General features: G+C 71.5%; 25 protein-coding genes. 16 read left to right on the top strand and 9 right to left on the bottom strand.

The window, feature by feature from the left end; genetic code table 11:
• Positions 1 to 110: 110 nt before the first annotated feature.
• The 4 genes from VIS07_03950 (at position 111) to VIS07_03935 (ending at position 2548) form a co-directional block, all read left to right on the top strand.
• On the top strand, positions 111 to 770 hold the full coding sequence (locus tag VIS07_03950; protein ID HEY8514651.1) for a DUF1538 domain-containing protein: 660 nt from the start codon (positions 111 to 113) through the stop codon (positions 768 to 770).
• Positions 767 to 1501 (top strand): DUF1538 domain-containing protein, encoded by a 735-nt coding sequence (locus VIS07_03945; protein HEY8514650.1) that lies wholly within the window; start codon positions 767 to 769, stop codon positions 1499 to 1501. The genes VIS07_03950 and VIS07_03945 overlap by 4 nt, the downstream gene beginning before the upstream one ends.
• Positions 1502 to 1503: 2 nt before the next feature.
• Positions 1504 to 1839, top strand: a complete 336-nt coding sequence (locus VIS07_03940) for a P-II family nitrogen regulator (GenBank protein HEY8514649.1) — start codon at positions 1504 to 1506, stop codon at positions 1837 to 1839.
• Positions 1840 to 1921: 82 nt separating this feature from the next.
• Positions 1922 to 2548: a class I SAM-dependent methyltransferase gene (locus VIS07_03935; protein ID HEY8514648.1), complete on the top strand. Its 627-nt coding sequence runs from the start codon at positions 1922 to 1924 to the stop codon at positions 2546 to 2548.
• A gap of 23 nt (positions 2549 to 2571) precedes the next feature.
• Here VIS07_03935 and VIS07_03930 read toward each other — a convergent pair whose 3' ends face one another.
• The 6 genes from VIS07_03930 to VIS07_03905 form a co-directional block, all read right to left on the bottom strand.
• Positions 2572 to 3282 (bottom strand): RNA ligase family protein, encoded by a 711-nt coding sequence (locus VIS07_03930; protein HEY8514647.1) that lies wholly within the window; start codon positions 3280 to 3282, stop codon positions 2572 to 2574.
• Positions 3279 to 3824, bottom strand: a complete 546-nt coding sequence (locus VIS07_03925) for a hypothetical protein (GenBank protein ID HEY8514646.1) — start codon at positions 3822 to 3824, stop codon at positions 3279 to 3281. The genes VIS07_03930 and VIS07_03925 overlap by 4 nt, the downstream gene beginning before the upstream one ends.
• Positions 3821 to 5227 (bottom strand): DUF3696 domain-containing protein, encoded by a 1407-nt coding sequence (locus VIS07_03920; protein HEY8514645.1) that lies wholly within the window; start codon positions 5225 to 5227, stop codon positions 3821 to 3823. Before VIS07_03920 ends, VIS07_03925 begins: the two co-directional genes overlap by 4 nt.
• An 89-nt stretch (positions 5228 to 5316) precedes the next feature.
• Positions 5317 to 6522 carry a prenyltransferase/squalene oxidase repeat-containing protein gene (locus VIS07_03915; GenBank protein HEY8514644.1) on the bottom strand — a complete coding sequence of 402 codons (1206 nt, stop codon included), beginning with the start codon at positions 6520 to 6522 and terminating at the stop codon, positions 5317 to 5319.
• 5 nt (positions 6523 to 6527) lie between these two features.
• Positions 6528 to 7256, bottom strand: a complete 729-nt coding sequence (locus tag VIS07_03910; GenBank protein ID HEY8514643.1) for a methyltransferase domain-containing protein — start codon at positions 7254 to 7256, stop codon at positions 6528 to 6530.
• A complete protein-coding gene (locus VIS07_03905) occupies positions 7250 to 8524 on the bottom strand; it encodes a glycosyltransferase family 4 protein (protein ID HEY8514642.1) in 1275 nt (424 codons plus the stop codon). The genes VIS07_03910 and VIS07_03905 overlap by 7 nt, the downstream gene beginning before the upstream one ends.
• A gap of 214 nt (positions 8525 to 8738) precedes the next feature.
• Between VIS07_03905 and VIS07_03900 the strand changes: the two genes are divergently transcribed.
• The 9 genes from VIS07_03900 (at position 8739) to VIS07_03860 (ending at position 17970) form a co-directional block, all read left to right on the top strand.
• Positions 8739 to 9626, top strand: a complete 888-nt coding sequence (locus tag VIS07_03900; protein HEY8514641.1) for a sugar phosphate isomerase/epimerase — start codon at positions 8739 to 8741, stop codon at positions 9624 to 9626.
• Positions 9623 to 10402, top strand: a complete 780-nt coding sequence (locus VIS07_03895; GenBank protein HEY8514640.1) for an SDR family NAD(P)-dependent oxidoreductase — start codon at positions 9623 to 9625, stop codon at positions 10400 to 10402. Before VIS07_03900 ends, VIS07_03895 begins: the two co-directional genes overlap by 4 nt.
• A 301-nt stretch (positions 10403 to 10703) precedes the next feature.
• The gene (locus tag VIS07_03890) at positions 10704 to 11201 is read left to right on the top strand and encodes an Hsp20/alpha crystallin family protein (protein ID HEY8514639.1); all 498 of its coding nucleotides are present in this window, start codon (positions 10704 to 10706) and stop codon (positions 11199 to 11201) included.
• A gap of 191 nt (positions 11202 to 11392) precedes the next feature.
• On the top strand, positions 11393 to 12115 hold the full coding sequence (locus tag VIS07_03885; protein HEY8514638.1) for a succinate dehydrogenase cytochrome b subunit: 723 nt from the start codon (positions 11393 to 11395) through the stop codon (positions 12113 to 12115).
• A complete protein-coding gene (locus VIS07_03880) occupies positions 12112 to 14061 on the top strand; it encodes a fumarate reductase/succinate dehydrogenase flavoprotein subunit (GenBank protein ID HEY8514637.1) in 1950 nt (649 codons plus the stop codon). Before VIS07_03885 ends, VIS07_03880 begins: the two co-directional genes overlap by 4 nt.
• Positions 14058 to 14834, top strand: coding sequence for a succinate dehydrogenase/fumarate reductase iron-sulfur subunit (locus tag VIS07_03875; GenBank protein HEY8514636.1), 777 nt, complete (start codon positions 14058 to 14060; stop codon positions 14832 to 14834). The genes VIS07_03880 and VIS07_03875 overlap by 4 nt, the downstream gene beginning before the upstream one ends.
• Before the next feature lie 71 nt (positions 14835 to 14905).
• Positions 14906 to 15862 carry an alpha/beta fold hydrolase gene (locus VIS07_03870; GenBank protein HEY8514635.1) on the top strand — a complete coding sequence of 319 codons (957 nt, stop codon included), beginning with the start codon at positions 14906 to 14908 and terminating at the stop codon, positions 15860 to 15862.
• 277 nt (positions 15863 to 16139) lie between these two features.
• Positions 16140 to 17576 (top strand): MFS transporter, encoded by a 1437-nt coding sequence (locus VIS07_03865; protein ID HEY8514634.1) that lies wholly within the window; start codon positions 16140 to 16142, stop codon positions 17574 to 17576.
• A 112-nt stretch (positions 17577 to 17688) separates the two neighbouring features.
• Complete coding sequence (locus tag VIS07_03860) at positions 17689 to 17970, top strand: hypothetical protein (protein ID HEY8514633.1); 282 nt, start codon at positions 17689 to 17691, stop codon at positions 17968 to 17970.
• A gap of 572 nt (positions 17971 to 18542) precedes the next feature.
• Here the strand turns inward: VIS07_03860 and VIS07_03855 are convergent.
• Entirely contained in the window at positions 18543 to 20261 is a 1719-nt protein-coding gene (locus tag VIS07_03855) for a glutamine--tRNA ligase/YqeY domain fusion protein (GenBank protein ID HEY8514632.1), read from the bottom strand.
• Between the two features lie 91 nt (positions 20262 to 20352).
• Positions 20353 to 22455 (bottom strand): ATP-dependent zinc metalloprotease FtsH, encoded by a 2103-nt coding sequence (gene ftsH / locus VIS07_03850; GenBank protein ID HEY8514631.1) that lies wholly within the window; start codon positions 22453 to 22455, stop codon positions 20353 to 20355.
• Between the two features lie 129 nt (positions 22456 to 22584).
• On the opposite strand from ftsH, the gene VIS07_03845 reads away from it, so the two are divergent.
• Complete coding sequence (locus VIS07_03845; protein ID HEY8514630.1) at positions 22585 to 23157, top strand: carboxymuconolactone decarboxylase family protein; 573 nt, start codon at positions 22585 to 22587, stop codon at positions 23155 to 23157.
• Between the two features lie 60 nt (positions 23158 to 23217).
• On the opposite strand, the gene VIS07_03840 is transcribed toward VIS07_03845, so the two are convergent.
• Positions 23218 to 24093: an NAD(P)-dependent oxidoreductase gene (locus VIS07_03840; protein HEY8514629.1), complete on the bottom strand. Its 876-nt coding sequence runs from the start codon at positions 24091 to 24093 to the stop codon at positions 23218 to 23220.
• A 9-nt stretch (positions 24094 to 24102) separates the two neighbouring features.
• Here VIS07_03840 and VIS07_03835 point away from each other — a divergent pair, with 9 nt between their 5' ends.
• Both VIS07_03835 and VIS07_03830 read left to right on the top strand, forming a co-directional pair.
• Positions 24103 to 24822, top strand: coding sequence for a hypothetical protein (locus tag VIS07_03835; protein ID HEY8514628.1), 720 nt, complete (start codon positions 24103 to 24105; stop codon positions 24820 to 24822).
• The gene (locus VIS07_03830) at positions 24819 to 26129 is read left to right on the top strand and encodes an MFS transporter (protein HEY8514627.1); all 1311 of its coding nucleotides are present in this window, start codon (positions 24819 to 24821) and stop codon (positions 26127 to 26129) included. The genes VIS07_03835 and VIS07_03830 overlap by 4 nt, the downstream gene beginning before the upstream one ends.
• Positions 26130 to 26315: the final 186 nt, after the last annotated feature.

Genomic DNA, 26315 nt, shown 5'->3' with positions numbered 1-26315 from the left:
CGAACGCTTCGCGCACGTCACTCTCTCGGCACGGTCGCGGGGCGCTTGGCCCCCGATCCGAAACGCGGAGGACGATGCTCACACTGCTGCGAGGGAGGCTCGGGGAGGTCTTGCGCGCGGTCGGCCCGCTGGTCGTCGTGGCGTGCGTGCTGCAGGTCGTCCTGGTCGGGGCGTCGGCCGCGGTCTTCCTGCGCTTCCTCGCGGGATCGGTGCTGGTGATCGTCGGCATGGTGCTGCTCTTCGCCGGCATCGACCTCGGCGTGCTGCCGATGGGCCGCTTCATCGGCGCGGACATGCCGCGACGCGGATCGATCGCGCTGATCGCCGGCGTCGGCGGCGCGCTCGGCTTCGCGGTCACGGTCGCGGAGCCGGACGTCCTCGTCCTCGCGCTGCAGGCCGAGCAAGCGTCCGAGGGCGCGCTGCGCGCGCAGCCGCTGATCTACCTGATCGCGCTCGGCGTCGGGCTCTTCACCGCGTTCGGTCTGCTGCGCGTCGTCTGGGGCTTCTCGATGGTGACGCTGCTGACCGTGATCTACGTGGTCATGATCGCGCTGTCGTTCGTCGCGCCCGCGGAGTTCGTGCCGCTCGCCTACGACGCGGGCAGCGTCACGACCGGCGTCCTCACCGCACCGGTGGTCCTCGCGGTGGCGATCGGCGTCAGCACGGTGCTGTCCGGGCGCTCGGCGATCTCCGACGGCTTCGGTCTCCTCGGGCTCGCGTCGGCCGGGGCGATCGTGGTCGTCTTGCTGGCCGGCTTGCTGATCGGATGAGCGGGGCGCTGACACTGAGCCAGATCGGCCGGCTGGCGTGGGACGTCGTCCTCGCGGTGCTGCCGCTCGTCGTGCTGTTCGCGACCTTCCAGGTGTTCTTCCTGAAGCTGCCCGGCCGCGAGGTGCGGCGCATCCTCACCGGAACGGCGATCGCGGCCGTGGGGCTGTTTCTCTTCCTGTTCGGCGTCAACCTCGGCTTCCTGCCGTTCGGGCGCGCGATCGGCGAGGCGGTGGGCACGCTCCCCTCGAAGTGGATGATGGGCGCGTTCGGGCTCGTGCTCGGCTTCGTCACCACGTGGGGAGAGCCCGCGGTGCGCATCCTCGCCGATCAGGTCGAGGAGGCCTCGGCGGGCTCGATCCGCAGCTCGCTCGTCCTCGCGGCGATCTGCATCGGCGTCGCCGTTGCGGTGTGCCTCGGGATGCTGCGCATCGCCTACGGCATCACGCTGCTGTACATCCTCGTCCCGAGCTACGGTCTCGTGGTCGCGATGATACGCTGGAGCCATCCGAGCTTCGTCTCGATCTCGATCGACGCGGGCGGCGTCGCGACCGGTCCGCTCGCCAACACGTTCCTGCTCGCGCTGGCGCTCGGCGCAGCGTCGACGTCGGACCACAGCAATCCTCTCGTGCACGGGCTCGGCCTGGTGGCGCTGATCGCGGTCGCACCGCTGGTGTCGGTGATGGCGCTCGGGCTGCTGGTGCGCAGAAAAGAGCCTCGGAAGGAGTCGTGAGCATGTCGGCGATGTCGCTGATCATCACCATCGTGCAGAAGGGCTGGGGCAGCACGGTGCTCGAGGCGTCGGTGAAGGCCGGCGCCCGCGGCGGCACGGTGCTGTTCGGCCGCGGGGCGGGGATCAACGAGCAGCAGCGCATCTTCGGCATGTCGATCGAGCCGGAGAAGGAGATCATCTTGACGGTGGTCTACCAGCACCAGGTCGAGACCGTCCTCGAGGAGATCGTGCGCGCCGCCGACCTGAACGCGGTCGGCAAGGGCATCGCCTTCGTCGTCCCGGTCGAGAAGGTGGTCGGCATCGCGCACTTCATGACGCGCGGGGACGACGAGGGCTGAGCGCTCCGCGCCGATCGAACGCGACGACGCGGACCGCGGCGAGGTCGTGCGTCGCGCCCGCGTCCGTTACACCGCTCGCCCGATGGACGAACACGCACACCGCATCGCGCTCGCCGCGAAGGGCTTCCTCGACGACGAGGAGGGTCTGCGCCTGCACGACCTCGCGCGCGAGCACGCGAAGCTCGGCCCCGTGGTCGAGATCGGCAGCTACTGCGGCAAGTCGTCGGTCTATCTCGGCGCCGGCGTGCGCGCCGCGGGCGGCAGGCTGGTGTGCGTCGACCACCACCGCGGCTCCGAGGAGCACCAGCCCGGCGAGGAGTACCACGATCCCGAGCTGCTCGATCCGCACACCGGACGCATGGACAGCCTGCCGGAGCTGCGCCGCACGCTGCACGCGGCGGGGCTCGAGGACGTCGCGGTGCTGATCGTCGCGTCGAGCCCGGTCGCCGCGAGCCTCGTCGCGCCGCCGCTCGGCATGGTGTTCATCGACGGCGGCCACAGCGACGCCGCGGCGCAGGCCGACTACGAGTCGTGGTCGGGGAAGGTCGCGCCGGGCGGCATCCTCGCGATCCACGATCTCTTCCCCGACCCGACGCAGGGCGGGCAGGCGCCGATCACGATCTACCGCCGCGCGCTCGCCTCGGGGCTGTTCGAGGAGCTGCCCGGCACGAAGACGCTCGGCGTCCTGCGCCGGCGCACCGACGTCTGACGCGTCCGTCCGACTGGGCTCGCTCAGCGCGTGCGCGGCGGCGCGCTCGGCGCCTCGACGGCGAGCCGGTTGCGCTCGAGCGTCCGGCGCGACCAGTGCTCGCCGATCGCCGCCGTGAACTCGGGGCGCACGAGCTTCGCGCGCGCGCGCAGATGGTCGCCCTCGTCGCGTCGCACGTAGATCCCCTCGGCGGGACCGTCGGTGAAGCGCGACGGTCCGAGCAGGCGACGTAAGCCCTCGAGGTCGAACCGTCCGCTCGCGATGCGCGGCACGAGCGCGAGCCCGAGCCGCTCGATCAGCGCGTCGCGCCGCGGCACGCTCCAGAACTCGCCGCGCGCGCGGTCGTAGACGTCGAAGGCGATGAACCAGTCCGGCAGCCGCGTGTAGCGGATCGCGTGCACCGCGTAGCACCACTCGCCGAACAGGATGAGGTCCGGCGCGAGCGCGTCCACCAGCTCGCTCGCGCGCTGGTCGAGCCACGCGAACAGGTGCTTGAACTGGGGCGCCGAACGCTCGCGCGCCACGTACGAGCCGCGGTTCTGCGCGCGCAGGCGTCCGTGTGCATCGACGGAGAGGCCGAGGTTCGCGCCGTCGATCTTCTCCTCGACCACGACCTCGCCGTCGAGCAACTCACGGGCCTCCTCGGACGACAGCACCTTGTCGTCGCGCGGCTGACCGGAGCCGAGCCAGGCGAGGTGCGGCGTGCGCGGGAAGCGGAAGAACGGCTCGCTCATCCGCCGTCCTCCGGATGGCTCTCCGAGTGCTTCTCCGCGTACTTCCGCGCGATCTCGTCCGCGCACAGGAAGTGGATCACGACGCCGAGCTTCGCGAGCGCGTCGCGCCAGCCCCACCACTTGCTGTCGAAGGACTGCAGGATCGGCGGGTGCTCGGGATCGGCCGCGGCGACGGCGAGGAACTTGCGGTCGGAAGGATCGTAGACCGTGCCGTCGTCGGGCTCGGGAAGCTCGAGGTAGCGCTCCTCGTCGCCGGCGAGCCTGGTGATCCGCACGCGCGTCACCGCCCGCTCGTTCCACTCGTGCGTCAAGAGCCACTTGTAAAAGGCGGTGCCGGGTCCGGGTGCGGCGCCGTCGAGGTTCGCGCCGTACTCGCGGAGGATCCGTCGTCCGCTGTCGAGGAACACGTGCCCCGAGGCCATCACCGCGGCGAGCGCGCTCGCGCTGCGCGCCGCGCACTCCGCCGACACGGCGGGATTCGCGCCGTTCGCCGTCATGAGCACGTTGGTGTCGACGACGCAGCGAAGCGGCAGCTCGTTCACTCGGTCGCTTCCGACATCCGCCGCGCCTGCGCCTCGCTGCGCGCGACCAGGTCGGCCATCTCGTCGCCGAAGAAGCCCGGCGGCCAGTTGCGGATGTTGCCGTACGGGTCGACGTCGAGCTCCTCGAGCCGCGCGCCCGACACGTCGCCGTGGATGAAGTAGAGCGCGGCGTCGTCGTGCGCGATCTCCTGCTCGGCGATGCGACGCTGCAGCCGGCGCAGGAAGTGCTCCGAGTGGCTCTCGATCACGAACTGGCAGTCGCGGCGGGCGCCGCTCTCGCGCGCGCGGATCGCGTCGACGAACAGGTCCGCGAGGTCGGCCTGCACGCGCGGGTGCAGGTGCACCTCCGGCTGCTCGAAGAGCACGATCGAGCGACGCGGCACGTAGAAGCACTCGACGATCACCGGCAGGATCTGGCTCACGCCGAAGCCGACGTCGGTGAGCTTGACGTGCGGCAGCCCCGGGCTCGTCTGCACGAGCACGTCGTACTCGTTGCGCCGCTCGCCGAGCGGCTCGATGCGGAAGTCGTGGATCAGCCCCATCGCGCGCAGCCGCTCGGCGACCAGCACGGGAAGCCTCTTCGCCTCCTGCCCGTCCTTCCAGGTGAAGGAGCGCTCGCTCGCCGCGAGGATCGCCTCGATCGCCCGCTCGCCGCGCGTGCCGACGTGCTCGGGCGCCTCGCCCGACCACAGGTAGAGCCGCTTCGGGTACTCGCGCAGCGGCCCGACGTAGAAGATGCTCTTCAGAAGGCGCTCGAGCTCGAGCACGAAGTCCGCGGCGAAGGTCGCGTTCTGGAAGTACGCCGCGACCTCGTCGGGGAAGCCGTAGAAGCGAAGCGGCGCCGGCAGCGCGCCCTCGCGTCCTCGACGGCGCGCGAGCGGGTAGCGCGACGACGGCGAGCCGAGCTCGTACTCCGGACGCTCGCGCGAACCGCCTCCACCGGCCTCGCGCCGCCGCTCGAGCGAGAGATCCAGCTCGAGCAGGCCATCGCGGCGCAGCTCGTAGGCGAACGACTCGACGCGCGGCTGACGTCGCTCGTCGGCGCCGATGCGCGCGCGAAAGGAAAGCTGATTGCCCGCGTACACCCGATCCGACAGCGGATCGCGCACCTCGAGCAACGACGCGAGCGTCCAGTCGAGGGCAAGCTCGAGCGGCTGCTCGACGTCGCGCCCGTGCACCGCCTCCTCGAACGTTCCGACGTCGACCAGCGAGCGCGCGTCGCCCAAGTGCAGCGCGCGCTGGCGATCCGCGGACTCGGCGGTCTGCTTCAGCAGCAGCAGGAGCTGCGGGATGCTCGTCTTGCCGGCGCTGTTGGTGCCGAACAGGACGGTCAGCGGCGCGAAGCGGATGTCGCCCGAGTCACGCCACGCCTTGAAGTTCCTGAGCCGCAGCCGGGTCAGCACGCTGGCTCATCGGAAGCAGAATCGCCGCGGGATTTCGAGCGCGCGCGGCGGCGCCACCCGGGCGGGCGGAGCGAAGGCCAGCTCGCGCGTCAGCCGAACGCCGGATCGCCGTCGTCGCCGTGCACGGCGCTCGCGACCTCCGCGTGCTCGCCGACGCCCGGCCGCTCGACGCCCGGGCGATCGACGCGCGGACGCTCGACGCTCGGACGCGGCGCGGGCAGCGGCTCGACCACGCCCAGGTCGTCGCCCGCGAGGTCGCGGAAAAAGGTGCGCGTCGCGCCCTCGCCGGCGAGCGCGTCGTGCGCGAGCAGCACGGTCGCCGCGGTCCACGTCGTCTGCTCGCCCTCGGGGTAGAGGATGCGGTCGGGGTGCGTCGTGCCCGTCCAGTAGCCGCCCTCCTCCGTGCGCAGCGCGCTCATCCAGGAGACGATCTGGCGCGCGCGCACCGTCAAGCCAACGGCGTCGAGCGCGAGCGCCAGCTCGCAGCTCTCGGCGACCGTGTACCAGGGACGGTCCTTGACGCAGCGGCAGCCGACGCCCTCCTCGATGAAGGCCGCGTTCTGCTCGGCGTTCAGCAGGTGCTCGCGGCCCGCGCGCCCGCGCAGCGCGCCGCCGAGGACCGGGTAGTACCAGTCCATCGAGTGCCGTCCCTGCGGCTCGGGCAGATCCGGACGCTCGAAGCGCTCGCGGTTCCAGCGCAACAGACGCGCGACCGCTTCGCGCGCGCGACGCCACGCCGGACGGTCGTGCTGCAGACGCTCGGCGATGCGCACCGCGCACACCAGGCTACCGTGGATCGACGACGTGCCGGTGAGCAGCGGCGCGCGCCACGGACGTCCCTGCGGATCGAGCGCCCACGCGATGCCGCCGCACGGCTCCTGCATGCGGACGACGAAGTCGATCGCGCCGTCGAGCGTCGGCCACATCTCGGCGAGGAAGTCGACGTCCTGCCGCGCGAGGTAGAGGTGCCAGAGGCCGGTCGCGAGGTACGCCGCGTGGTTGGTCTCACGCGTCGCGTTGCTCACCATCTCGCCCCGCCACTCGGCGGGCCACGAGCCGTCCTCGTTCTGCGTGCGCGCGAGGAAGCGGAACGCGGCGATCGCCTCCTCGTACCGGCCGGCGACCGTCAAGCCCATCGCCGCGTGCACGAGGTCCCACGGATCGGTCTTGCCGTCGCGGCACCAGGGGATCTCGCCGCTCGGCCGCTGCTGCGATGCGATCCACGCGCCGGTCTGCTCGATCTCGGCTTGCGTCAGCGGACCCCGGCTCGACCTACGCTTCACGGCTCGGCGCATGCGCGTCATCCTTTGACGGCGTAGAGCACGAGGCTCTTGCCGATCAGCGGGTTGAGGGCCGCTTCCAGAAGCCGCGTGATGCGCGGACGCTGCATCAGGTCCCAGACGAGGAAGCGGTGGTACAGCGCGACCGGCAGCGCATCCTGCCGATCGACGCCCACGAGGCACTTGAGCCACCAGAACGGCGAGTGCAGCGCGTGGGCAAAGTGGCGCGCGACGACTCGGTAGCCGCAGCGCTCGAGAAGGCGCTCGAGCGTCGAGCGCAGGTAGATGCGGACGTGTCCGCCCGGCGTGTTGCGGTAGCGGCGCGACAGCGCCCAGCACACCGCCTCGGGCAGCGTGCGCGGCACCGACACGGCGAGCACGCCGCCCGGACGCAGCACGCGCGTCACCTCGCGCAGCGCGCGCTCGTCGTCCTCGAGGTGCTCGAGCACCTCGGAGAGGATCACGCAGTCGAACGCGCCATTGGCGAACGGCAGGTCGTAGATCGTGCCCTGCATCGCCGCCCACGGGCCCGCGCTGGGCGACGACCCGCCGGCCTCCGGCGGCAGCGCATCGAGCTCGCGCAGCGAGGCCGCGGTCTCGTCGACCTCCTTGCGGCCGCGGTCGAGCGCGATCGCGGCGACGCCGTCGAGCGCACGCGTCGCCCGGATGTGACGCCCGCCGCCGCAGCCGACGTCGAGAACCCGGCTGCCCGGCCGGAGCGGCAAGCGTTCGAGCTCGACGGTCAGCATCGAGCGGCCGCTCGCTCCTGCATCGCCTCGCGATACGACTCGACCGTGCGCTCCGCCGCACGGCGCCAGGTGAACAACGACGTGACCCGGGCGCGCCCCGCCTCGCCCATCGCGCGGCGGCGCTCCGGCGCGGCGTCGAGCAGCTCGCCGATCGCGCGCGCGAGCGCCTCCGCCGAGCCCGGCTCGACGAGCACGCCGGCGCGGCCGTCGCGGCCGATCACCTCGGGCAGCGCGCCGGCGGTCGTCGACACGACCGGAACCTCGCACGCCATCGCCTCGCCCGCCGGGAAGCCGAAGCCCTCGTAGAGCGAGGGCACGACGGCGATCGTCGACTCGGCGTACCTGCGCGCGATGTCCTCCGCCTCGACCCGCCCGGTGAAGTGCACGACCTCCTTGAGGCCGAGCCGCTCGACCTGGGCGCTGGTCTGCGAGCGCACGCCGGGTTGCCCGATGACCGTCAGCTCGAGCGTCGGACGCGTCTTGCGCAGCTCGGCGAGCGCATCGAGCAGGAATGAGAAGCCCTTGAGCGGCGAGTCGGCGGAGAGCGTCGTGATCAGGCGGTCGGGACGGCGCTCGATGCCGGGCAGCGGCTGGAAGACGTCGAGGTTGATGCCGTTGCCGACGACGCGCAGCCGGTCGGCGCGGATGCCGTACTCGGTCTGCAGGTCGCGCGCCGACGCCTCGGACACCGTGAGCACGCGGTCGAGCCGTCGCGACACGCGCTGCTGCACGGGCAGGAAGCTGTACCAGCGCTTGAGCCCGTAGCGCTTGAGCGGCGTCTTCGCGGCGCGCAGCGCGATGCGGAAGTCCATCGTCACCGGGTGGTGGATGGTCGCGACCACCGGCAGGCAGTTCTTCACGCGCAGCAGGCCCGGTCCGAGCGACTGGTTGTCGTGCACGATGTCGTAGTGCCGCTCGAGCGACTCGCGCCGGAAGCGGCGCGCCACGCGGCGCGAGAAGGTCAGCGGCTCCGGGAAGCCGCCGAGCGCGGTGCGCGCGTACTCCGAGAGGTTGATCGGGTCACGCAGCTCGCGCAGCGACGGGCGTCGCAGCAGCGCCGCCTCGTTCCAGAGGTCGAGGCTCGGCACCTTGACCAGGCGGACGCCGTCGGGGACCTCGGGGTACGGGGGTCCGCTCCACACGTCGACCTGGTGACCGAGCGCGGCGAGCTCGCGGCTGAGGAGCTTGACGTAGACGCCTTGCCCACCCGAGCGCGGGTTGCCTCGGTAGGTGAGCAGACAAATCCGCAGCGGCTTCTCCCCGGCCAATCGAGCACCCAAACTTTGAATTTGGAAGCGACGTCTGACCGGGCGTCGACGGTTGGCCCGTTTCCCGCCGCGGTCTGTGGTCATACGGCTTGGCGGGGGCCTTTGCAACAAAGCTCCGGCGCGCCGCGAGGCGCGAGACGCGCCCACGGACCGCGCCCCGCACGCGCCGGCACGCGCCTTGACAGCGACCGCGCCGCCGCGGGACGGTGCGGCGATGCAGCGACCGCCGCGCCGCACGCTGGGTCGCGACGACCTGGTGCTGTCCGCCGGCACGATCCCGAACGCGACCTTCCGCGAGCGCGTCGCGGCGGCGCGCGCGGGCGGCTTCGCCGCCATCTCGGTGCGCGTCCGCGACGTCGTCCGCGCCCGCGAGCAGGAAGGGCTTACGGACGACGACCTGCGCGCGCTGCTCGACGAGCACGGGCTCGTGGTCGCCGAGATGGAGGCGCTCGGCGACTGGCGACCGGGCGCGCAGCTCGGACGGCGTCAGGTGCGCGCTGACGAGATGCTCGCCCTCGCGCAGGCGCTCGGCGCGCGCTCGATCAGCGTCGTCGATGGCCCCGGTGAGCCGCTGCCCGTCGAGGCGGCGGCGGCAGCGTTCGCCGCGCTCTGCGACCGCGCGGCGGCGCTCGATCTCCTGCTCCACCTCGAGTTCTGGCCGGGCTCGCGCGTCGACCTCGCGACCGCGGCGCGGATCGTCGAAGCCGCCGACCGCCCGAACGGCGGCATTCTGGTCGACGCCTGGCACCTCGCGCGCACCGCCGGCGGCCGCGAGCTGCTGCGCACCGTCCCCGGAGGTCGGATCCTCGCGCTGCAGCTCTGCGACTCGCCGCTCGTCGACGGCCCGGAGCCGGACTACATGAGCGCGACGCTCGAGCGCCGGCTGCTGCCGGGCGAGGGCGAGCTCGACCTGGTCGGTCTCCTGCGCGAGCTCGACGCGGCGGGCTGCGCGGCGCCGATCAGCGTCGAGGTGTGGTCGAAGGAGCTCGCGGCGCGGCCACCGCTCGAGGTGGCGCGGCGCGCGGGCGACGCGATGTGCGCCGTACTCGCGCGGGCGCGCGGCGACGCGGCCGCGGAGCCGCGAGGAGGCTCGTCGGCATGAAGGGACTCGCAGGACGCACGGTGATCGTCACCGGGGGCGCGAGCGGCATCGGCCGCGCCGCCGCCGAGCGCCTCGCGAGCGAGGGGGCCGCGGTCGCGATCGTCGACCGCAACCTCGAGCTCGCGCGCGAGGTGGAGCGGGTGTTGCGCGCGAGCGGCGCGCGTGCGCTCGCGATCGCCGCCGACGTGAGCCGCGAGGACGAGGTGCGCGCCGCGATCGAGCGCACGGCGGCGGAGCTCGGCGGCGTCGGCGGGCTCGTCACCAGCGCGGGCGTCTTCCTGCCGGACGACCTGCGGCCGGTCGCCGAGGTCGCCCTCGAGACCTTCCAGCAGACGCTCGCGGTGAACCTCATCGGGACCTTCCTCTTCGTCAAGCATGCGCTGCCGCACCTTCTACGCGCCCCGCGAGGTCCGCACGGGACGCGCGGCGCGATCGTCACCGTCGCGTCGACCGCCGGGCTCCGCGGGCACGGCTTCGGCTCCGGCTACACGGCGAGCAAGGGCGGCGTCGTCGCGCTGACCCGCCTCGTCGCCTTCCAGTACGGCGAGCAAGGCGTGCGCGCGAACTGCGTCTGCCCGGGGCTCACGCGGACGCCGATGGTGGGCGGCGCCTACGACGACCCGGAGAGCGCCCGCCGGGCGACGCGCGGCATCCCGCTGCGGCGCATCGCCGAGCCGCACGAGATCGGCGACCTCGCCTGCCACCTGCTGAGCGATGACGCGTCGTACGTGAACGGTCAGGTGATCGCCGCCGACGGCGGCGCGACCGTCGTCTGACGCGCGCGGCCGGGACGATCGCGCTCGCCACCCTCGCCTGACGCGCGCGGCCGGACGCTCTCGCGCGCCGCCGGCGTCCGGCGGACGCGTCCCGCCGCTCGCCCTTTGCGCCTGCCGATGCGCGTGCCGACGCGTCCGCGCGGGGCGTGATCCCAACCGTGTGCTTGTCGCGCGAACCCGCGCGAAACCTGGACGAAAGCCCGCTCGCCCACCCTTGAAGGACCTCCGAGCGGACTTATCTCGAAAGCGAAACGAACGAACGAAGCGAAGAGGGGGCTATCCCCGGAAAGGAGAGAGGGTGATGGCAATCAGGGATCTCGTGCACTGGCGTCCGGGACGCAAGAACGTGCCGGTCCGTCGCGACGTCGACTCGCCGTTCGCAGCGCTTCAGCGCGACATCAACGAGCTCTTCGAACGGTTCTTCGACGGCTTCGGGCTCGAGCCGTTCGACTGGACGCACGACCTCGGTAGCTTCCGGCCGCGTCTCGACGTGTCGGAGACCGACACCGAGATCCAGGTTTCCGCCGAGCTTCCGGGCGTGGACGAGAAGGACATCGAGGTGTCGCTGAGCGACGACGTCCTGACCATCAAGGGTGAGCGTCGCGAGGAGAAGGAGGAGAAGGAGAAGGACTACTACCGTCGCGAGCAGTCCTACGGCTCCTTCCACCGCTCCATCCCGCTGCCGCGGGGCATCGACCCGGACAAGGTGCAGGCGTCGTTCAAGCGTGGCGTCCTCACCGTCACGCTGCCCAAGACGGCGGCGAGCCAGCGGAAGAAGATCGCCGTCAACGCTGCTTGACGCGCGGGGCACGTCGGCGCGGGTGCGAGAGCGCGGGCCACGGACGGCCCGCGCGGGCTCGCCCCGCGCCGACTCGTATCCGCGCTTATGGGCAACGTTAGACAACTACACGTCACCACGCGGCGTCGTGGGATGACTTCCCGGCGATGAATTGCAATTATGATCGCAATCGCTAGTGGGGAGATTCCCTCATGCAAACGCCGCGCTTTCGTCCTTGGTCGTCGGTCGGAAAAAAGCTGCTCAACGGGCTGACCGGCGTCCTGCTGTTGCTCTTCATCGTCGCGCACCTGGCCGGCAACTTGACGATCTTCGCCGGTAAGGACGCGCTCAACGCCTACGCCGCAACGACCCACAGCCTCGGCGGTCTGCTGATCGTCATCGAGCTCGGGCTCGCCGCGGTGTTCATCCTGCACGCGGTGAGCGCGATCACCGTGTGGCGCGACAACCAGCGCGCCCGCGACACCCGCTATACCGTGTCGCGCAGCAAGGGCGCGGCGAGCAAGCAGACCATCGCGTCGCGGACCATGATCTGGACGGGCCTCGTGCTGCTCGTCTTCCTGATCATCCACCTCTGGCAGTTCCGCTTCGGTCCGGGCGAGGCGCAGGGCTACGTCGCCGATCTGAACGGGCAGCGGGTCTGGGACCTACACCGCATCGTGGTCGAGACCTTCAAGCAGCCGTTCTGGGTCGCGTTCTACATGGCCGTGATGGCGCTGCTCGGCTTTCACCTGCGGCACGGCTTCTGGAGCGCGTTCCAGTCGATCGGCGCGCTCGGCCCGCGCGTGCGTCCGCTCGCGTTCTCGGTCGGCCTGGTGTTCGCGATCGTGATCGCGGTGGGCTTCTTCGTCCTGCCGCTCTACGTTTACCTCTTCACGCCCCTCCCGACGGCGGGCGTCGCGTCGGTGCAGCCATGAACGCTCCCGCGATCGGTCAAATCGAAGTTCGTGACGGGACGCTCGACTCGAAGGTCCCGGGTGGCGACATCCAGACGAAGTGGGATCGCCACCGCTTCGAGATGAAGCTCGTCAACCCGGCGAACAAGCGGAAGTACACCATCATCGTCGTCGGGACGGGCCTCGCCGGCAGCTCCGCCGCCGCGTCGCTCGCGGAGCTCGGCTACAACGTCCTCAACTTCTGCATCCACGACAGCCCGCGCCGCGCGCACTCGGTCGCCGCGCAGGGCGGCATCAACGCCGCGAAGAACTACAAGAACGACGGCGACAGCGTCTGGCGCCTGTTCTACGACACCGTCAAGGGCGGCGACTTCCGCGCGCGCGAGGCCAACGTCTACCGCCTCGCGCAGCTGTCGGTGAACATCATCGACCAGTGCGTCGCGCAGGGCGTACCGTTCGCGCGCGAGTACGGCGGTCTGCTCGACAACCGCTCGTTCGGCGGCGCGCAGGTGTCGCGTACGTTCTACGCGCGCGGCCAGACGGGTCAGCAGCTCCTGCTCGGCTGCTACGGCGCGCTGATGCGCCAGGTGAACGCGGGACGCGTCAAGCTCTTCCCGCGCCGCGAGATGCTCGACCTCGTCCTGGTCGACGGCCACGCGCGCGGCATCATCACGCGCAACCTGGTCGACGGGAAGATCGAGCGCTGGGCCGCGGACGCGGTGGTGGTCGCGACCGGCGGCTACTCGACGGTCTACTACCTGTCGACCAACGCGGTGAACTCCAACGCGACCGCGATCTGGCGCTGCCACAAGCGCGGCGCGTACTTCGCGAATCCGTCGTTCATGCAGATCCACCCGACCTGCATCCCGCAGGTCGCGGAGTGGCAGTCGAAGCTCACGCTGATGAGCGAGAGCCTGCGCAACGACGGCCGCATCTGGGTGCCGAAGAAGAAGGGCGACACGCGGCCGCCCAACCAGATCCCGGAGTCGGAGCGCGACTACTTCCTCGAGCGGCAGTACCCGGCGTTCGGCAACCTCGTGCCGCGCGACGTCGCCTCACGCGCGGCGAAGCGCATGTGCGACGAGGGCTACGGCGTCGGTCCCACCGGTCGCGCCGTCTACCTCGACTTCGCGGAGGCGCTGCAGCGGCTCGGTCGCGAGGGCATCGCGGACCGCTACGGCAACCTGTTCGCGATGTACCACGAGATCACCAACGAGGATCCGTACGAGGTCCCGATGCGCATCTACCCGGCGCCGCACTACACGATGGGCGGCCTCTGGGTGGACTACAACCTGATGACCACGATCCCCGGTCTGCACGCGATCGGCGAGGCGAACTTCTCCGATCACGGCGCGAACCGGCTCGGCGCGTCGGCGCTCATGCAGGGCCTCGCCGACGGCTACTTCATCCTGCCCTACACGATCGGCAACTACCTCGCGGGTCAGCAGCCCGGGAAGGTCAGCACCGACCACCCGGCGTTCGCCGAGGCCGAGGAGGGCGTGCGCGCGCGGGTGAAGAAGCTCCTCTCCCTCAAGGGCAAGAAGACGGCGCGCGAGCTCCACTGGCAGCTCGGACGCCTCCTCTGGGACCACGTCGGCATGGAGCGCAGCGCGAGCGGCCTCGCCACGACGATCGAGAAGGTCCGCGAGCTGCGCGAGGAGTTCTGGGAGAACGTCCAGCTCGAAGGGGGCGAGGACATCAACCAGGTGCTCGAGCAGGCGGGCCGCGTCGCCGACTACTTCGAGCTCGCCGAGCTCATCGCGATCGACGCGCTGGCGCGCGACGAGAGCTGCGGCTGCCACCTGCGCGTCGAGCACCAGTCCCCGGAGGGCGAGCCGATCCGCGACGACGAGCGCTACGCGTACGTCGCGGCCTGGGAGTACACGGGCGACCTCGGCAAGCCGCGGCTGCACCGTGAGCCGCTCAAATTCGAGAACGTCCACCTGGCTGTACGGAACTACAAATGAGCGCGCAGAACGGACAGGGAACGCGGTCGTACAAGCTCAAGATCTGGCGGCAGCCGAACGGCTCCGCCGCCGGCAAGCTCGTCGACTACGAGATCTCGGGGATCGATCCGAACATGTCGTTCCTCGAGATGATGGATCAGCTCAACGAGCACCTGCTCAAGAAGGGCCAGGAGCCGATCGCGATCGAGAGCGACTGCCGCGAGGGCATCTGCGGCACCTGCGGCGTGGTCATCGACGGTCGCGCGCACGGGCCGGTGCCGAACATCACCACCTGCTCGCTGCGCATGCGTGAGTTCCCGGACGGGGCGACCATCGTGGTCGAGCCGTTCCGCGCGCGCTCGTTCCCGGTCATCAAGGACCTGATCGTCGACCGCTCGGCGTTCGACCGCATCATCCAGCGCGGCGGCTACGTCTCGGTGAACGCCGGCTCGGCGCCCGAGGCGAACTCGATCCCGGTGCCGCGCCACGTGCAGGAGGCCGCGATGGACTCGGCCGCCTGCATCGCCTGCGGCGCCTGCGTCGCGGCCTGCCCGAACGCGGCGGCGCACCTGTTCGTCGGCGCCAAGGTGCGTCACCTCGCGCTGCTGCCGCAGGGCCACCCCGAGCGGACCCAGCGCGTCCTTGCCATGGTGCAGCAGATGGACGAGGAAGGCTTCGGCGACTGCTCGAACCACGGCGAGTGCGAGGCGGCGTGTCCCAAGTCGATCTCGATCGAGAACATCGCGGCGCTGCGGCGCGAGTACCTGCGGGCGGCGCTCCAGAATCAGGACTAGTCCGCCAGGCGCGCGCGCTCCACACCACCTTCCGCGGCGCGTGGTGGCTGCCCGGACCGCACCTGCAGACGGTGTGGGGGCAGTTCACGCGCCCGCGCACGCTGGTGTCGTTCGAGCGCGAGATCCTCGCCGCTCCCGACGGCGATCAGCTCGTGCTCGACCACGTCGACGGCCCGCCCGGGTCGCCGCGCTTCGTCCTGCTGCACGGCCTCGAGGGCAGCTCGTACTCGGTCTACGCGCAGGGGATGATGATGCTCGCGCGCGCGGCCGGGCTGCGCGGCACCGTGCTGAACTTCCGGTCGTGCGCGCGCGACCCGCGTGACGTCACGCGCTGGCTGCCGAACGATCGTCCGCGGCTCTACCACTCGGGCGAGACCAGCGACTTCGACCACGTCGTGCGCGAGCTCGCGCGCCGCGAGCCCGAGACGCCGATCGTCGCGGCCGGCGTGTCGCTCGGCGGCAACGTGCTGCTCAAGTGGCTCGGCGAGAATCCGGAGCAGCGTCTGGTGTGCGCCGCGGCGACCGTGTCCGTGCCGTACGACCTCTCGGCCGGCGCGCGCCACCTGGCGTGCCGGATCGGACGGCTCTACACGCGGCACTTCCTGCCGACGCTGTATGCCAAGATCGCCGGGCTCGCGCGCCGCTTCCCCGAGGTCGCGGAGCGCGTCGACCTCGAGCGCGCGCGCCGCGCGCGCGACTTCGAGCCCTTCGACGACGCGGCGACGGCGCCGCTGCACGGCTTTGCCGGCGCCGCCGATTACTACGGGCGCTCGAGCTCGCTGCGCTACCTCGACCGCATCACGACGCCGACCCTGTGCATCAGCGCGCAGGACGATCCGTTCCTGCCGAGCCGCGTGCTCGACGACGTTCGCGACGCGGCGTCGCCGGCGGTCGAGCTGGTGGTGACGCCGCGCGGCGGGCACTGCGGGTTCGTCGCCGGGCGCCACCCGCGGCGGCCGGGCTACTGGGCCGAGGAGCTGGTCGTGCGCTGGCTCGCGGAGCACTGCGGACGCGGCGACGGCCGCTGACGGCGGCGACCCGCCGAGCCGGTCGCGCTGCCGCGGAACGGATGACGCGACCGCAGACGGCGGTCGCATGGACGCTCCTGCGGCGGACGCTCGCGCCACCGGCGCTCGTGCCTCGGACGCGGCGCCACGGACGCTCTCACCTTGGAGGCCGCGCCCCCAACGCCGTACCGCGCCCTGCCCCCTGCGCGTCGCGACGAAGATCCGGACCGGGCGGGCTTTCGACCTTTCGCCCCGATCTCCTTGCCGCGGCTCGGTCCGCACGCCAGCGTGGAGGGCCGTGACCAGCGAGCCCGCCACCCTCGTCCGTGGCGCGCGCGAGAGCGCGCCGGCCACGACCGCCGCCCGCGCCGGCTCCGCCGCCGCGCCGGAGCGCCTGTCGGTCGCGCGCAAGCTGCTCTACGGCGCGGGCGAGCTGCCGGTCGGCGCGCGCCTCGCGTCGCTCAGCGTGGTGCTGTTTCCGTTCTACACCGACGTCGCGCTGCTGCCGCCCGCGATGGTCGGTGCCGCGCTCGCGCTCGGTCGCGTGTGGGACGGCATCAACGACCCGATCACCGGCTGGCTGTCGGACCGCACGCGCACGCGCTTCGGCCGGCGCCGACCGTACATGGCGGCGATGATCGTGCCGCTCGCGATCTGCTTCGCGGCGCTGTGGATGCCGCCCGCGGGCACGCCGCGCGAGGTGTTCGTCTACCTGGTCGGCGCGCTCTTCCTGTTCGACATCTTCTTCGGCTTCTACACCACGCCCTACCTCGCGCTCGGCGCGGAGCTCAGCACCGACTACGGCGAGCGCGCGCGCGTCGTGACGGTGCGCGCCGTGTTCCACAACCTCGGTCTGCTGCTCGGGGGCGGCGGCTTCCTCGCGCTCGCGGCCGCGCTCGGCAGCGGACGCGAAGGCTACGCGACGGCCGGCATCGCGCTCGCCGCGCTGATGCTCGTCGCGGGCGTGGTCGCGTTTCTCGGCACGCGCGAGCCGCCGCCGCCCGCGCAGCTGGAGAGCGCGAGCCTGCGCGCGCTGCTCGCCGACCTGCGTGCGACGCTGCGCTTGCGCTCGTTCCGCATCGTGCTCGCCGGAACCGCGCTCGCGGTCTGCGGCTCGTCGATCAACCAGGCGTTCTCGCTCTACGTCTTCCGCGACGCGTTCGGCATGCCGCGCGAGGCCGGGCTCGTCGTGGCCCTCTACCTGCTCGCGGCGACGGTGAGCTTCCCGTTCTGGGGTGCCGCGGCCGCGCGCTTCGGCAAGAACCTGTCGTTCGCGGCGTGCCTCGTGTGGAGCGTGCTGAGCCTGTGCGTCTCGCCGCTGGTCAACCCGAGCTGGCCGATCGCGGCGATGTTCGCGTTCATCGTCCTCGCCGGGCTCGGCGTCGGCGGCTACGTGCTGCCGCTCGCGATCGTCGCCGACGTGTTCGACGAGGACGAGCTCGACTCGGGACGCCGCCGCGAGGGAGCGTTCTTCGGCGTGTGGACGCTCACCATGAAGCTCGCCGGTGCGGTGGGCATCGCGCTCGCCGGCGTGCTGCTGCCCTACCTCGGCTACGTGCCCGGCCAGGAGCAGCAGTCCGCGGAGACCGTGCTGCTGCTCAAGCTCGCGTGGGGTCCGCTGCCGGCGCTGTTCTTCGTCGCGACGCTGCTCGTCGTGCGGAAGTTCCCGCTGTCGCGCGAGCGGCACGAAGAGATCCGCGCGGCGCTCGCGGCGCGAGCGCCGCGCAAAGGCTGAAGCTGCGTTCCCGGGCACGCGCGTCGCGCGCGACCGGGCTCTGCAAGGCCGTCCCCAAAGAGTTGCTTGTCGCTTGCAGGACAGACGGATGGCGTCTCTTCGAATTCGTCCCGTGGCTGCCCTGGGCGCAGTGGTGTCGCTCGCGACGGCAGCGTCGGCCGCGGAGGATCTCGTCTGCATCCGGCAGCGCGGCAAGGCACGCAACCTCGTCGTGCGCGCCGACCGCTGTCGCCCGACCGAGATCCAGCTCGGCTCCTTCACCGCGCTGCAGAAGCTGCTCGCCGCCCTCGAGCTCGCGGACGAGGGCAAGACCCTGCGCCTGAGCAGCGTCAACCTGCAGGTGGTGAGCGGCAGCGGCTCCACGCCGGCCCGACCAACGGCACCGGCAACGTGATCATCGGCTACAACGAGCAGAGCGACGAGCTGCCCAACGGTTCGCACAACCTCGTCCTCGGCTCGTACGACGAGTACACGAGCTACGGCGCGATCGTGTCGGGGCGCTTCAACGAGGTGACCGCCCCACACGCCGCGGCGATCGGCTCGTGGGGAAGCGACGTGCGTGGAGCGCACTCGGTCGTCGTCGGCGGCACCAACAACGACGCGCGCGGCGAAGGCGCGGCGATCGTCGGCGTTGAGGACAACCGCGTGCCCGGCCGCTGGGCCGTGGTCGTCGGAGGGGAGGACAACCATGCCGCCGGCCAGGGATCGACGGTGTGCGGCGGCAAGCACGACGACGCGTACGGCGCAGACTCCTCGATCGGGGGAGGCTTCGGGAACATGGCAATGGCCGGCGTCTCCGTGGTGAGCGGCGGCGTCGACCGCGTGGCCGAGCACGACGGGCAGTGGGTCGCCGGAGGCCTGTCGCAGCCCAACGGATCCGACGGCCCGCGCCACGTTCCGCGTGGGCTGCAGCGGGCGCCCCGCGCTGGAGGCGCCCGCTGCGGTCAGCGCGTCAAGCGCAACGTTTCACTGCGACTGTGCGGACTGTGCGATCTTGGCCCACGTATCGCGCAGCGTGACGATGCGGTTGAACACCGTCCGCTCGGGCGTCGTGTCGGGGTCGACCGCGAAGTAGCCGAGACGCTCGAACTGGAAGCGGCTGCCGACGGGCGCCGCCGCAGCCGACGGCTCGGCAAACGCGCTCTCGACGACCTCGAGCGAGTTCGGGTTCAGATCGTCGAGGAACGAGCCCGCCTCCTCCGGCTTCTCGCTGCGGAACAGGCGGTCGTAGAGCCGCACCTCGACCGGCACCGCGTGCGCCGCCGACAGCCAGTGGATCGTGCCCTTCACCTTGCGTGAAGCGCCCGGCAGACCGCTCCTGGTCTCGGGATCGATCGTGCAGCGCACCTCGGTGACCTCGCCGGTCGCGGGGTCCTTCACGACGCCCGTGCACTTGACGATGTAGGCGTAGCGCAGCCGCACCTCGGCGCCGGGCGACAGGCGGAAGAACTTCTTCGGCGGGTTCTCCATGAAGTCGTCGCGCTCGATCCACAGCACCTTCGAGAACGGCACGAGGCGCGTCCCGGCGGACGGATCCTCCGGGTTGTTCACCGCCTCGACCTCCTCGACGCGGCCCTCCTCCCAGTTCTCGATCACGAGACGCAGCGGACGCAGCACCGCCATCACGCGCGGCGCGGTGCGGTTCAGCTCGTCGCGGATCGAGAACTCGAGCTGGCCGATGTCGATCGTCGCGTCCTTCTTCGCGAGCCCGATGCGCGCGCAGAAGTCGCGCAGCGCTTCGGGCGGCACGCCGCGCCGACGCATGCCGGCGAGCGTCGGCATGCGCGGATCGTCCCAGCCCTTGACGTGCCCCTCGCGCACGAGCTGCAGGAGCTTGCGCTTGCTCATCACCGTGTAGGTGAGGTTCAGGCGCGCGAACTCGATCTGCACGGGCCGGCTCGGCACGTCGAGGTTCTCGATGAACCAGTCGTAGAGCGGGCGATGATCCTCGAACTCGAGCGTGCAGAGCGAGTGCGTGATGCCCTCGATCGCGTCCGACAGCGCGTGCGCGAAGTCGTACATCGGGTAGATGCACCACTTGTCGCCGGTGCGGTGGTGGCTCGCCTTGCGGATCCGGTAGAGCGTCGGGTCGCGCAGGTTCAGGTTCGGCGACGCCATGTCGATCTTGGCGCGCAGCACGTGCGCGCCGTCCTCGAACTCGCCGGCGCGCATGCGCGCGAAGAGATCGAGGTTCTCCTCGACGGAGCGATCGCGGTACGGGCTGTTGCGCCCCGGCTCGGTGAGCGTGCCGCGGTACTCGCGGATCTCGTCGGCGGACAGGCTGTCGACGTAGGCGAGCCCCTTGCGGATGAGCTGCACCGCGTACTCGTAGAGCTGCTCGAAGTAGTCGGACGCGTAGTACTCGCGGTCCTGCCAGTCGAAGCCGAGCCAGCGGACGTCGCGCTTGATCGCCTCGACGTACTCGACGTCCTCCTTGACGGGGTTGGTGTCGTCGAAGCGCAGGTTGCAGAGCCCGCCGTACTCCTGCGCGACGCCGAAGTTCAGGCAGATCGACTTCGCGTGCCCGACGTGCAGGTAGCCGTTCGGCTCGGGAGGGAAGCGGGTGTGCACGCGGCCGCCGTTCTTGCCGGCCGCGACGTCGGCGCTGATGCGCTGACGGATGAAGTCCTGTCCGGGGGCGCGTGCCGCGGCCTCGGCCGCGGCGCCGGTGTCTCGCTCGCTCATGGTGCGGGGAGTCTTAGCGAAACGGCCGCGCCCGCACCCACGGGGGCGGTCACCGGGCGACGGCGGCCAGGGCGACGAGGGCGCGCCGCCGTCAGGCCGCGGCCGTCGGCGAGCGCTCGCCGCCCGCCTCGCCGGGACGCGGGCCGAGGATCTCGAGCAGGTCGGACGCCTCGAGCTTCTCCTGCGCGAGCAGGCGCTGCGCGAGCGCCTCGAGCTGCGCGCGGTGCTCGGTGAGGATGCGCTTCGCCTCGGCGTAGCAGTCGCGCAGGATCTCGAGCTGCTCCTCGCCGATCGCCTGCTCGATCTCGCCCGAGTGCGGCGCGGTCTGCGGGCCCTGGCCGAGGAAGCCCGCCTGGCCGCGCGACAGCGACAGGTTCGGCAGGCGCTTGCTCATGCCGTAGACGGTGAGCATGTCGCGCGCGATCTTGCTCGCCTTCTCGAGGTCGTCGGACGCGCCGGTCGAGATCTCGCCGAACACGATCTCCTCCGCGGCGCGGCCGCCGAGCAGCGTGCGGATGCGGCCGAGCAGCTCGGCGCGCGACATCAGGTAGCGGTCCTCGAGCGGCGCCTGCAGCGTGTAGCCCAGCGCGCCGCGTCCGCGCGGCACGATCGACACCTTCTGCACGGGGTCCGCGCCGGGCGTCAAGTATCCGACCAGCGTGTGGCCGGACTCGTGGTAGGCGACGGTACGCCGCTCGCGCTCGTTGAGCACGCGATTCTTCTTCTCGAGCCCGCCGATCACGCGCTCCATCGCGTCCTGGAAGTCGGCCATCACGACGCGGTCGCGGCCGCGGCGCGCGGCGAGCAGCGCCGCCTCGTTGCACAGGTTCGCGATGTCCGCGCCGACGAAGCCGACGGTCTGCGCCGCCATCTGCGCGAGGTCGACGTCGTCGCCCAGCGTGAGGTTGCGCGAGTGGATGCGGAAGATCGCGAGCCGTCCCTCGCGGTCGGGGCGGTCGACGAGGATCTGGCGGTCGAAGCGCCCGGGACGCAGCAGCGCCGGGTCGAGCACCTCGGGACGGTTGGTCGCCGCCATCAGCACGACGCCCGACTTGCCGTCGAAGCCGTCCATCTCGACCAGGATCTGGTTGAGCGTATTCTCGCGCTCGTCGTAGCCGCCGACCGGCGCCGCGGTCTGGCCGCGCGACTTCCCGATCGCGTCGAGCTCGTCGATGAAGATGATGCACGGCGCCTTCTTCTTCGCCTCCTGGAACAGGTCGCGGACGCGCGCCGCGCCGACGCCGACGAACATCTCGACGAAGTCCGAGCCCGAGAGGCTGAAGAACGGCACGCCGGCCTCGCCGGCGACCGCGCGCGCGAGCAGCGTCTTGCCGGTGCCGGGCGGTCCGACGAGCAGCACGCCGGTCGGCAGCTTCGCGCCGAGCCGCGTGTACTTCGCGGGCTCCTTCAGGAACGCGACGATCTCGCGCGTCTCCTCGACCGCCTCGTCGACGCCCGCGACGTCGGAGAAGCGCGTGCGGCTCTGCTCGTCCGCGGCGTAGATTTTTGCCTTGCTCTTGCCGACGTTGAGCACGCCGGGCCCCTGCCCCATGCGCTGCATGACCACGCCCCAGAGCAGGAACAGGATGCCGAAGGGCACGATCCAGTTGAGGAACAGGTCGCGCAGCCAGTGCGACTCGATCTCGGCGCGGAAGTCGACGCCGTGCGCCTGCAGCGTCGCGACGAGGTTCGGATCGTCGACGGGCGTGACCGTGAACTGACGGCGCAGCGCCGCCTCACGCTCCTGCTGCGCGCGCTTCGCCTGCTCCTCGGCGCCGGCGAACCAGGCGCGGATGCGGTCGAGGCGCCACGGCGTCTCGCGCGCGGGCGGGGTGATGGTCTTCTTCGTGGCGTCCGCGTCCGCCTTCGCGGTGTCGGACGCCTGCTTCGCCGCGTCGGACGTCGGCGCGTGCGCAGCGTCGGCCGACGCCGTCGCCGCGTCCGACGCCTTCGTCGCATCCGACGTCTTCGCCACATCGGTCGGCGCCGCGCCGGACGTGGCCTTCATCTCCCCCCAGATCTGCTCCGGCGTGAGCACGACCGTCGCGACCTGGTTCTTCGTCACGCGGTCGAGGAACTCGCTGTACGGGATCTCCGGCACCGACGGCCCGCCGAACAGGAACGTGTCGACGAGCAGGATGAGGCTCAACACCCACAGGTAGTAGAGGAGGGAAAACCGCGTCCGTCGTTCCATGTGCTCCTCGTCCCGCAGCCGTCTGCGGCGGCGCCGCGCAGGGCTCGCACCTTACCCCCCGACCCGAAGCGCGCAAGCGCTTGCGCGCGCGACCCGCCTCCGACAGGCTCGCCCCGAAGGAGAGCGGACATGATGCCCAGCACGCCACGGATCGCGCCCTTGCCGGAGAGCGAGTGGACGGACGAAGCACGCACGGTGATCGAGCCGACCAAGGCGCTCTCGGGCGGCCAGGTGTTCAACGTCTTCTCGACGCTCGCGCACCATCCGAAGCTCCTCAAGCACTGGATGGTGTTCGCGAACCACATCCTGGCGAAGAGCACGCTCTCGGCGCGCGACCGCGAGCTGCTCATCCTGCGCGCCGGCTGGCTGTGCGGCTCGGAGTACGAGTGGGCGCAGCACGTGGTGATCGGCAAGATGGCCGGGCTCACCGAGGAGGAGATCGACCGCGTCGCGGACGGTCCCGACGCGCCCGGCTGGAGCAAGGAGGACGCGACGCTGCTGCGTGCGGCCGACGAGCTGAAGCGCGACTCGTGCCTCTCCGACGCCACCTGGGCGGCGCTGCGCGAGCGCTACTCGACCGAGCAGATCCTCGATCTGATCTTCACCGTCGGGCAGTACGCGATGCTCGCGGGCGCGCTGAACAGCCTGGGCGTCGAGATCGACGCGACGGTGCCGCGCCCGAAGCGCTCGCCGCGACGCTGACCGACGCGCCCCGCGCGCCCTCGCGGACGCTCACGGTGACCGCGCGCGGAAACGACGCGCTCAGCTGCCGCGCAGGCGCTCGAGCCGCGCGAGCAGGCTCGACGTGTCCCACCGTCCGCCGCCCATCGCCTGCACCTCGCCGTAGAGCTGGTCGACGAGCGCCGTGACCGGCAGGTGCGCGCCGTGCCGGCGCGCCTCGTCGAGCGCGAAGCCGAGGTCCTTGCGCATCCAGTCGACGGCGAAGCCGTGCTCGTACTCGCCGGCGAGCATCGTCTTGTGACGATGGTCCATCTGCCAGGACTGCGCCGCCCCGTGCGAGATCACGTCGACCACCGCCTGCGGGTCGAGACCGACGGCGCGCGCGAAGTGCAGCCCTTCCGCGAGCCCCTGGATCAGCCCGGCGAGGCAGATCTGGTTGACCATCTTCGCGAGCTGGCCCGAGCCCGAGGGACCGAGGCGCGCGACCCGGCGCGCGTAGCAGTCGAGCAGCGGCCGCACGCGCTCGAGCGCGTCCGCGTCGCCGCCGACCATGATGGTGAGCGCGCCGCTCTCGGCGCCGACCTGTCCGCCCGACACGGGCGCATCGAGGAACGCGACGCCGCGCTCGGCCGCCGCGGCCGCGACCTCGCGCGCGAGCCGCGCGGACGTCGTCGTGTGGTCGACGAACACCGTGCCACGCGCCATGGTCGCGAGCGCGCCGTCGTCGCCGAGCGTCACCGCGCGCACGTCGTCGTCGTTGCCGACGCAGGCGAACACGACCTCCGCGTCGCGCGCCGCGTCGGCGGCGGAGGTCGCGACCCGACCGCCGTGCTCCGCGACCCAGCGCTCGGCCTTCGCGCGGGTACGGTTGAACACCGCGAGCTCGTGACCCGCGGCCGCAAGGTGGCGCGCCATCGGGTAGCCCATGACGCCGAGTCCGAGAAAGGCGAGCTTCATTCGCTTCCCTTGTCGAACCCCCTGCCGACGCGCAACAAGGCGCGGCGATGGCGGGAAGGGTGTCGGCGGCGGAACGACGTCGTCGCCGAGCGCATCCGCCGGCAGAGCACGAAGCACGTGCGCCTCGTGCGCGGCGACTACGGCAAGCTCCTCGGTAGCGACGCGGCGACGCTGCGCTTCCGCAAGCGCGCGCTCGGCGGACGCCGCGTGACGCTCGTCACGCTGCACCACTCGCTCTACTACGCGCCGCGCAGCGCGTGGCCGGGGCTCTTCCGCCGCATCTACCAGCACCTGCTCGCGACCCGCCCCGGTCCGGGACCGACCGCCACGATCCACGCCGTTCTGATGTCGCCGCGCAGCGACGACCGGGCGAGCACGAGCTGGCTCTACGAGTCCTTCGCGGGGCGCTACTTCGGCGTCGTCAACGACCAGGACTTGCGCGCGTTCGCCGGCGAGCTACGTCGCGACCCGACGTTCGCCGACGCGCAGGTGGAGGTGCGGTCGACGGTCGTCGACTTCTTCGTCGACGACTTCGCGCTCTTCATGGCGGTCGTGTGGATGATCCTTCTCTACCCGAACGTGCACCGCTACGGCCCCGAGCAGCGCATCGAGATCACCGAGTACGTCTACCGCGAGCTCTGGAGCCGCGGACGTCCGCTGGTCCAGCGTCAAGATCATCTGATCGTCTACCGCGGCGGCAAGCGGTCGCGCGCGAAGGCGCACGCGTGAGCGTCCAGGATGCGCGCCTCGTGAAGCCGCGCCGGCCGTGGTGGCTGCTGCCGATCTTCGGCCCGGTGCCGGCGATCGAGCAGCGTTCCTTGACGCTGCTCGGACTCGTCTCGCTCGCCTACTTCTTCGAGAACTACGACATGTCGATGCTGATGTCGGCGCTGAGCTACATCGCGGACGACCTCGGCATCCCGGAGTCGGAGCTCGCGGGCTACACGGGCCTGATCCGGCTCGGCGCCCTGCCCGCCTTCCTCTTCGTGCCGCTCGCCGACCGGCTCGGACGGCGCACGGTGTTCCTGGTGTCGGTCGCCGGCATCAGCGTGCTGACGCTCGCGACCGCGTTCGCGCCGTCGGTGTTCTGGTTCGTCGGGCTGCAGATGGCGGTGCGCGCCTTCATGCTGTCCGCGGCGACGATGGCGTTCGTCATCATCGCCGAGGAGTTTCCGGCGGCGCACCGCGGCTGGGGTGTGGGCATGGTCGGCGCGCTCGGCGCCTGCGGCTTCGGCTTCGGCGCGATCCTGTTCGGCTTCGTCGACCACCTGCCGTGGACCTGGCGCGCACTCTACGTCGTCGGCGTGACGCCGCTCCTCTTCCTGCGGCCGCTCGCGCGCGGCATCCCCGAGACGCGCCGCTTCGACGCCCACCGTCGCGCGCGCCTCGCCACTGCGGAGGGCATCGGCGGCCTCGAGGGCTGGCTCGAGCCGATGCGCGCGCTCGCCTCGACGTACCCCGGTCGCGTGATCGCCGTCACGCTCGCGGGCGGGCTCTACGCGGCGGGCGAGATCGCGGTGTTCCAGTTCTGCGGCTACTTCACGCTGACGACGCACGGCTGGGCGCCGTGGCAGTTCTCGGTGATGGTTGTCGGCGCGGGCGCGATCGGCATGCTGGGCAACGTGCTCGCCGGTCGGCTCGGCGACCTGTTCGGGCGGCGTCCGGTCGGCTTCGTCGTCGCGACCTCGTTTCCGGTGCTCGCCTACCTCTTCTACCACCTCCCCGGCGTCGCCCTGCCCTTCCTGTGGGCGCTGCTCACGGTCTGCTCGGTGTCGTGCAACGTCACGATCCGCGCGCTCGCGACCGAGGTCTTCCCGACCTCGCACCGCGGCACGTCGGGCGGCTGGCTCACCCTCGTGCAGACGCTCGGCACCGCGGGCGGGCTCGGCGCGGTCGGCTACGGGCTCGCGCAGGGCGCGACGCTGCCCTTCATGGTGAGCTTGATGGCGACGCTGACCGTGCTCGCGGGCGCGTCGCTCCTCCTGCTGCCCGAGACCAGCGGGCGCGAGCTCGAAGCGATCAGCGCCGAGCACTGACGCGCACGGCATCGTCCCTGCATGCGCGCGCACCGTGACGTCGCGCTGCCGGGCGAGCCGTGTCCGTCGCTTCGTATCTTGACGGCGGCTGCTGCCTTTCCGGGCGCGGCACTGCTCGCGACGTGGGCACGCGACCGACGTCCGCTCGCGCACGCCAACCGACCTACGGACGAGACGACGGAGGGA

This window comes from Candidatus Binatia bacterium (assembly GCA_036563615.1).
GTDB lineage: Bacteria > Desulfobacterota > Binatia > UBA12015 > UBA12015 > DATCMB01.
This window is presented reverse-complemented; position numbering and strand designations above follow the sequence as displayed.

What these genes read in the sequence shown, in the direction of transcription:
- VIS07_03945 (HEY8514650.1), top strand. Translation starts at nt 767, where the DNA reads ATGAGCGGGGCGCTGACACTGAGCCAGATCGGCCGGCTGGCGTGGGAC.
- VIS07_03940 (HEY8514649.1), top strand. Translation starts at nt 1,504, where the DNA reads ATGTCGGCGATGTCGCTGATCATCACCATCGTGCAGAAGGGCTGGGGC.
- VIS07_03935 (HEY8514648.1), top strand. Translation starts at nt 1,922, where the DNA reads ATGGACGAACACGCACACCGCATCGCGCTCGCCGCGAAGGGCTTCCTC.
- VIS07_03930 (HEY8514647.1), bottom strand. Translation starts at nt 3,282, where the DNA reads ATGAGCGAGCCGTTCTTCCGCTTCCCGCGCACGCCGCACCTCGCCTGG.
- VIS07_03915 (HEY8514644.1), bottom strand. Translation starts at nt 6,522, where the DNA reads ATGCGCCGAGCCGTGAAGCGTAGGTCGAGCCGGGGTCCGCTGACGCAA.
- VIS07_03910 (HEY8514643.1), bottom strand. Translation starts at nt 7,256, where the DNA reads ATGCTGACCGTCGAGCTCGAACGCTTGCCGCTCCGGCCGGGCAGCCGG.
- VIS07_03900 (HEY8514641.1), top strand. Translation starts at nt 8,739, where the DNA reads ATGCAGCGACCGCCGCGCCGCACGCTGGGTCGCGACGACCTGGTGCTG.
- VIS07_03895 (HEY8514640.1), top strand. Translation starts at nt 9,623, where the DNA reads ATGAAGGGACTCGCAGGACGCACGGTGATCGTCACCGGGGGCGCGAGC.
- VIS07_03890 (HEY8514639.1), top strand. Translation starts at nt 10,704, where the DNA reads ATGGCAATCAGGGATCTCGTGCACTGGCGTCCGGGACGCAAGAACGTG.
- VIS07_03885 (HEY8514638.1), top strand. Translation starts at nt 11,393, where the DNA reads ATGCAAACGCCGCGCTTTCGTCCTTGGTCGTCGGTCGGAAAAAAGCTG.
- VIS07_03880 (HEY8514637.1), top strand. Translation starts at nt 12,112, where the DNA reads ATGAACGCTCCCGCGATCGGTCAAATCGAAGTTCGTGACGGGACGCTC.
- VIS07_03875 (HEY8514636.1), top strand. Translation starts at nt 14,058, where the DNA reads ATGAGCGCGCAGAACGGACAGGGAACGCGGTCGTACAAGCTCAAGATC.
- VIS07_03855 (HEY8514632.1), bottom strand. Translation starts at nt 20,261, where the DNA reads ATGAGCGAGCGAGACACCGGCGCCGCGGCCGAGGCCGCGGCACGCGCC.
- ftsH (HEY8514631.1), bottom strand. Translation starts at nt 22,455, where the DNA reads ATGGAACGACGGACGCGGTTTTCCCTCCTCTACTACCTGTGGGTGTTG.
- VIS07_03845 (HEY8514630.1), top strand. Translation starts at nt 22,585, where the DNA reads ATGATGCCCAGCACGCCACGGATCGCGCCCTTGCCGGAGAGCGAGTGG.
- VIS07_03840 (HEY8514629.1), bottom strand. Translation starts at nt 24,093, where the DNA reads ATGAAGCTCGCCTTTCTCGGACTCGGCGTCATGGGCTACCCGATGGCG.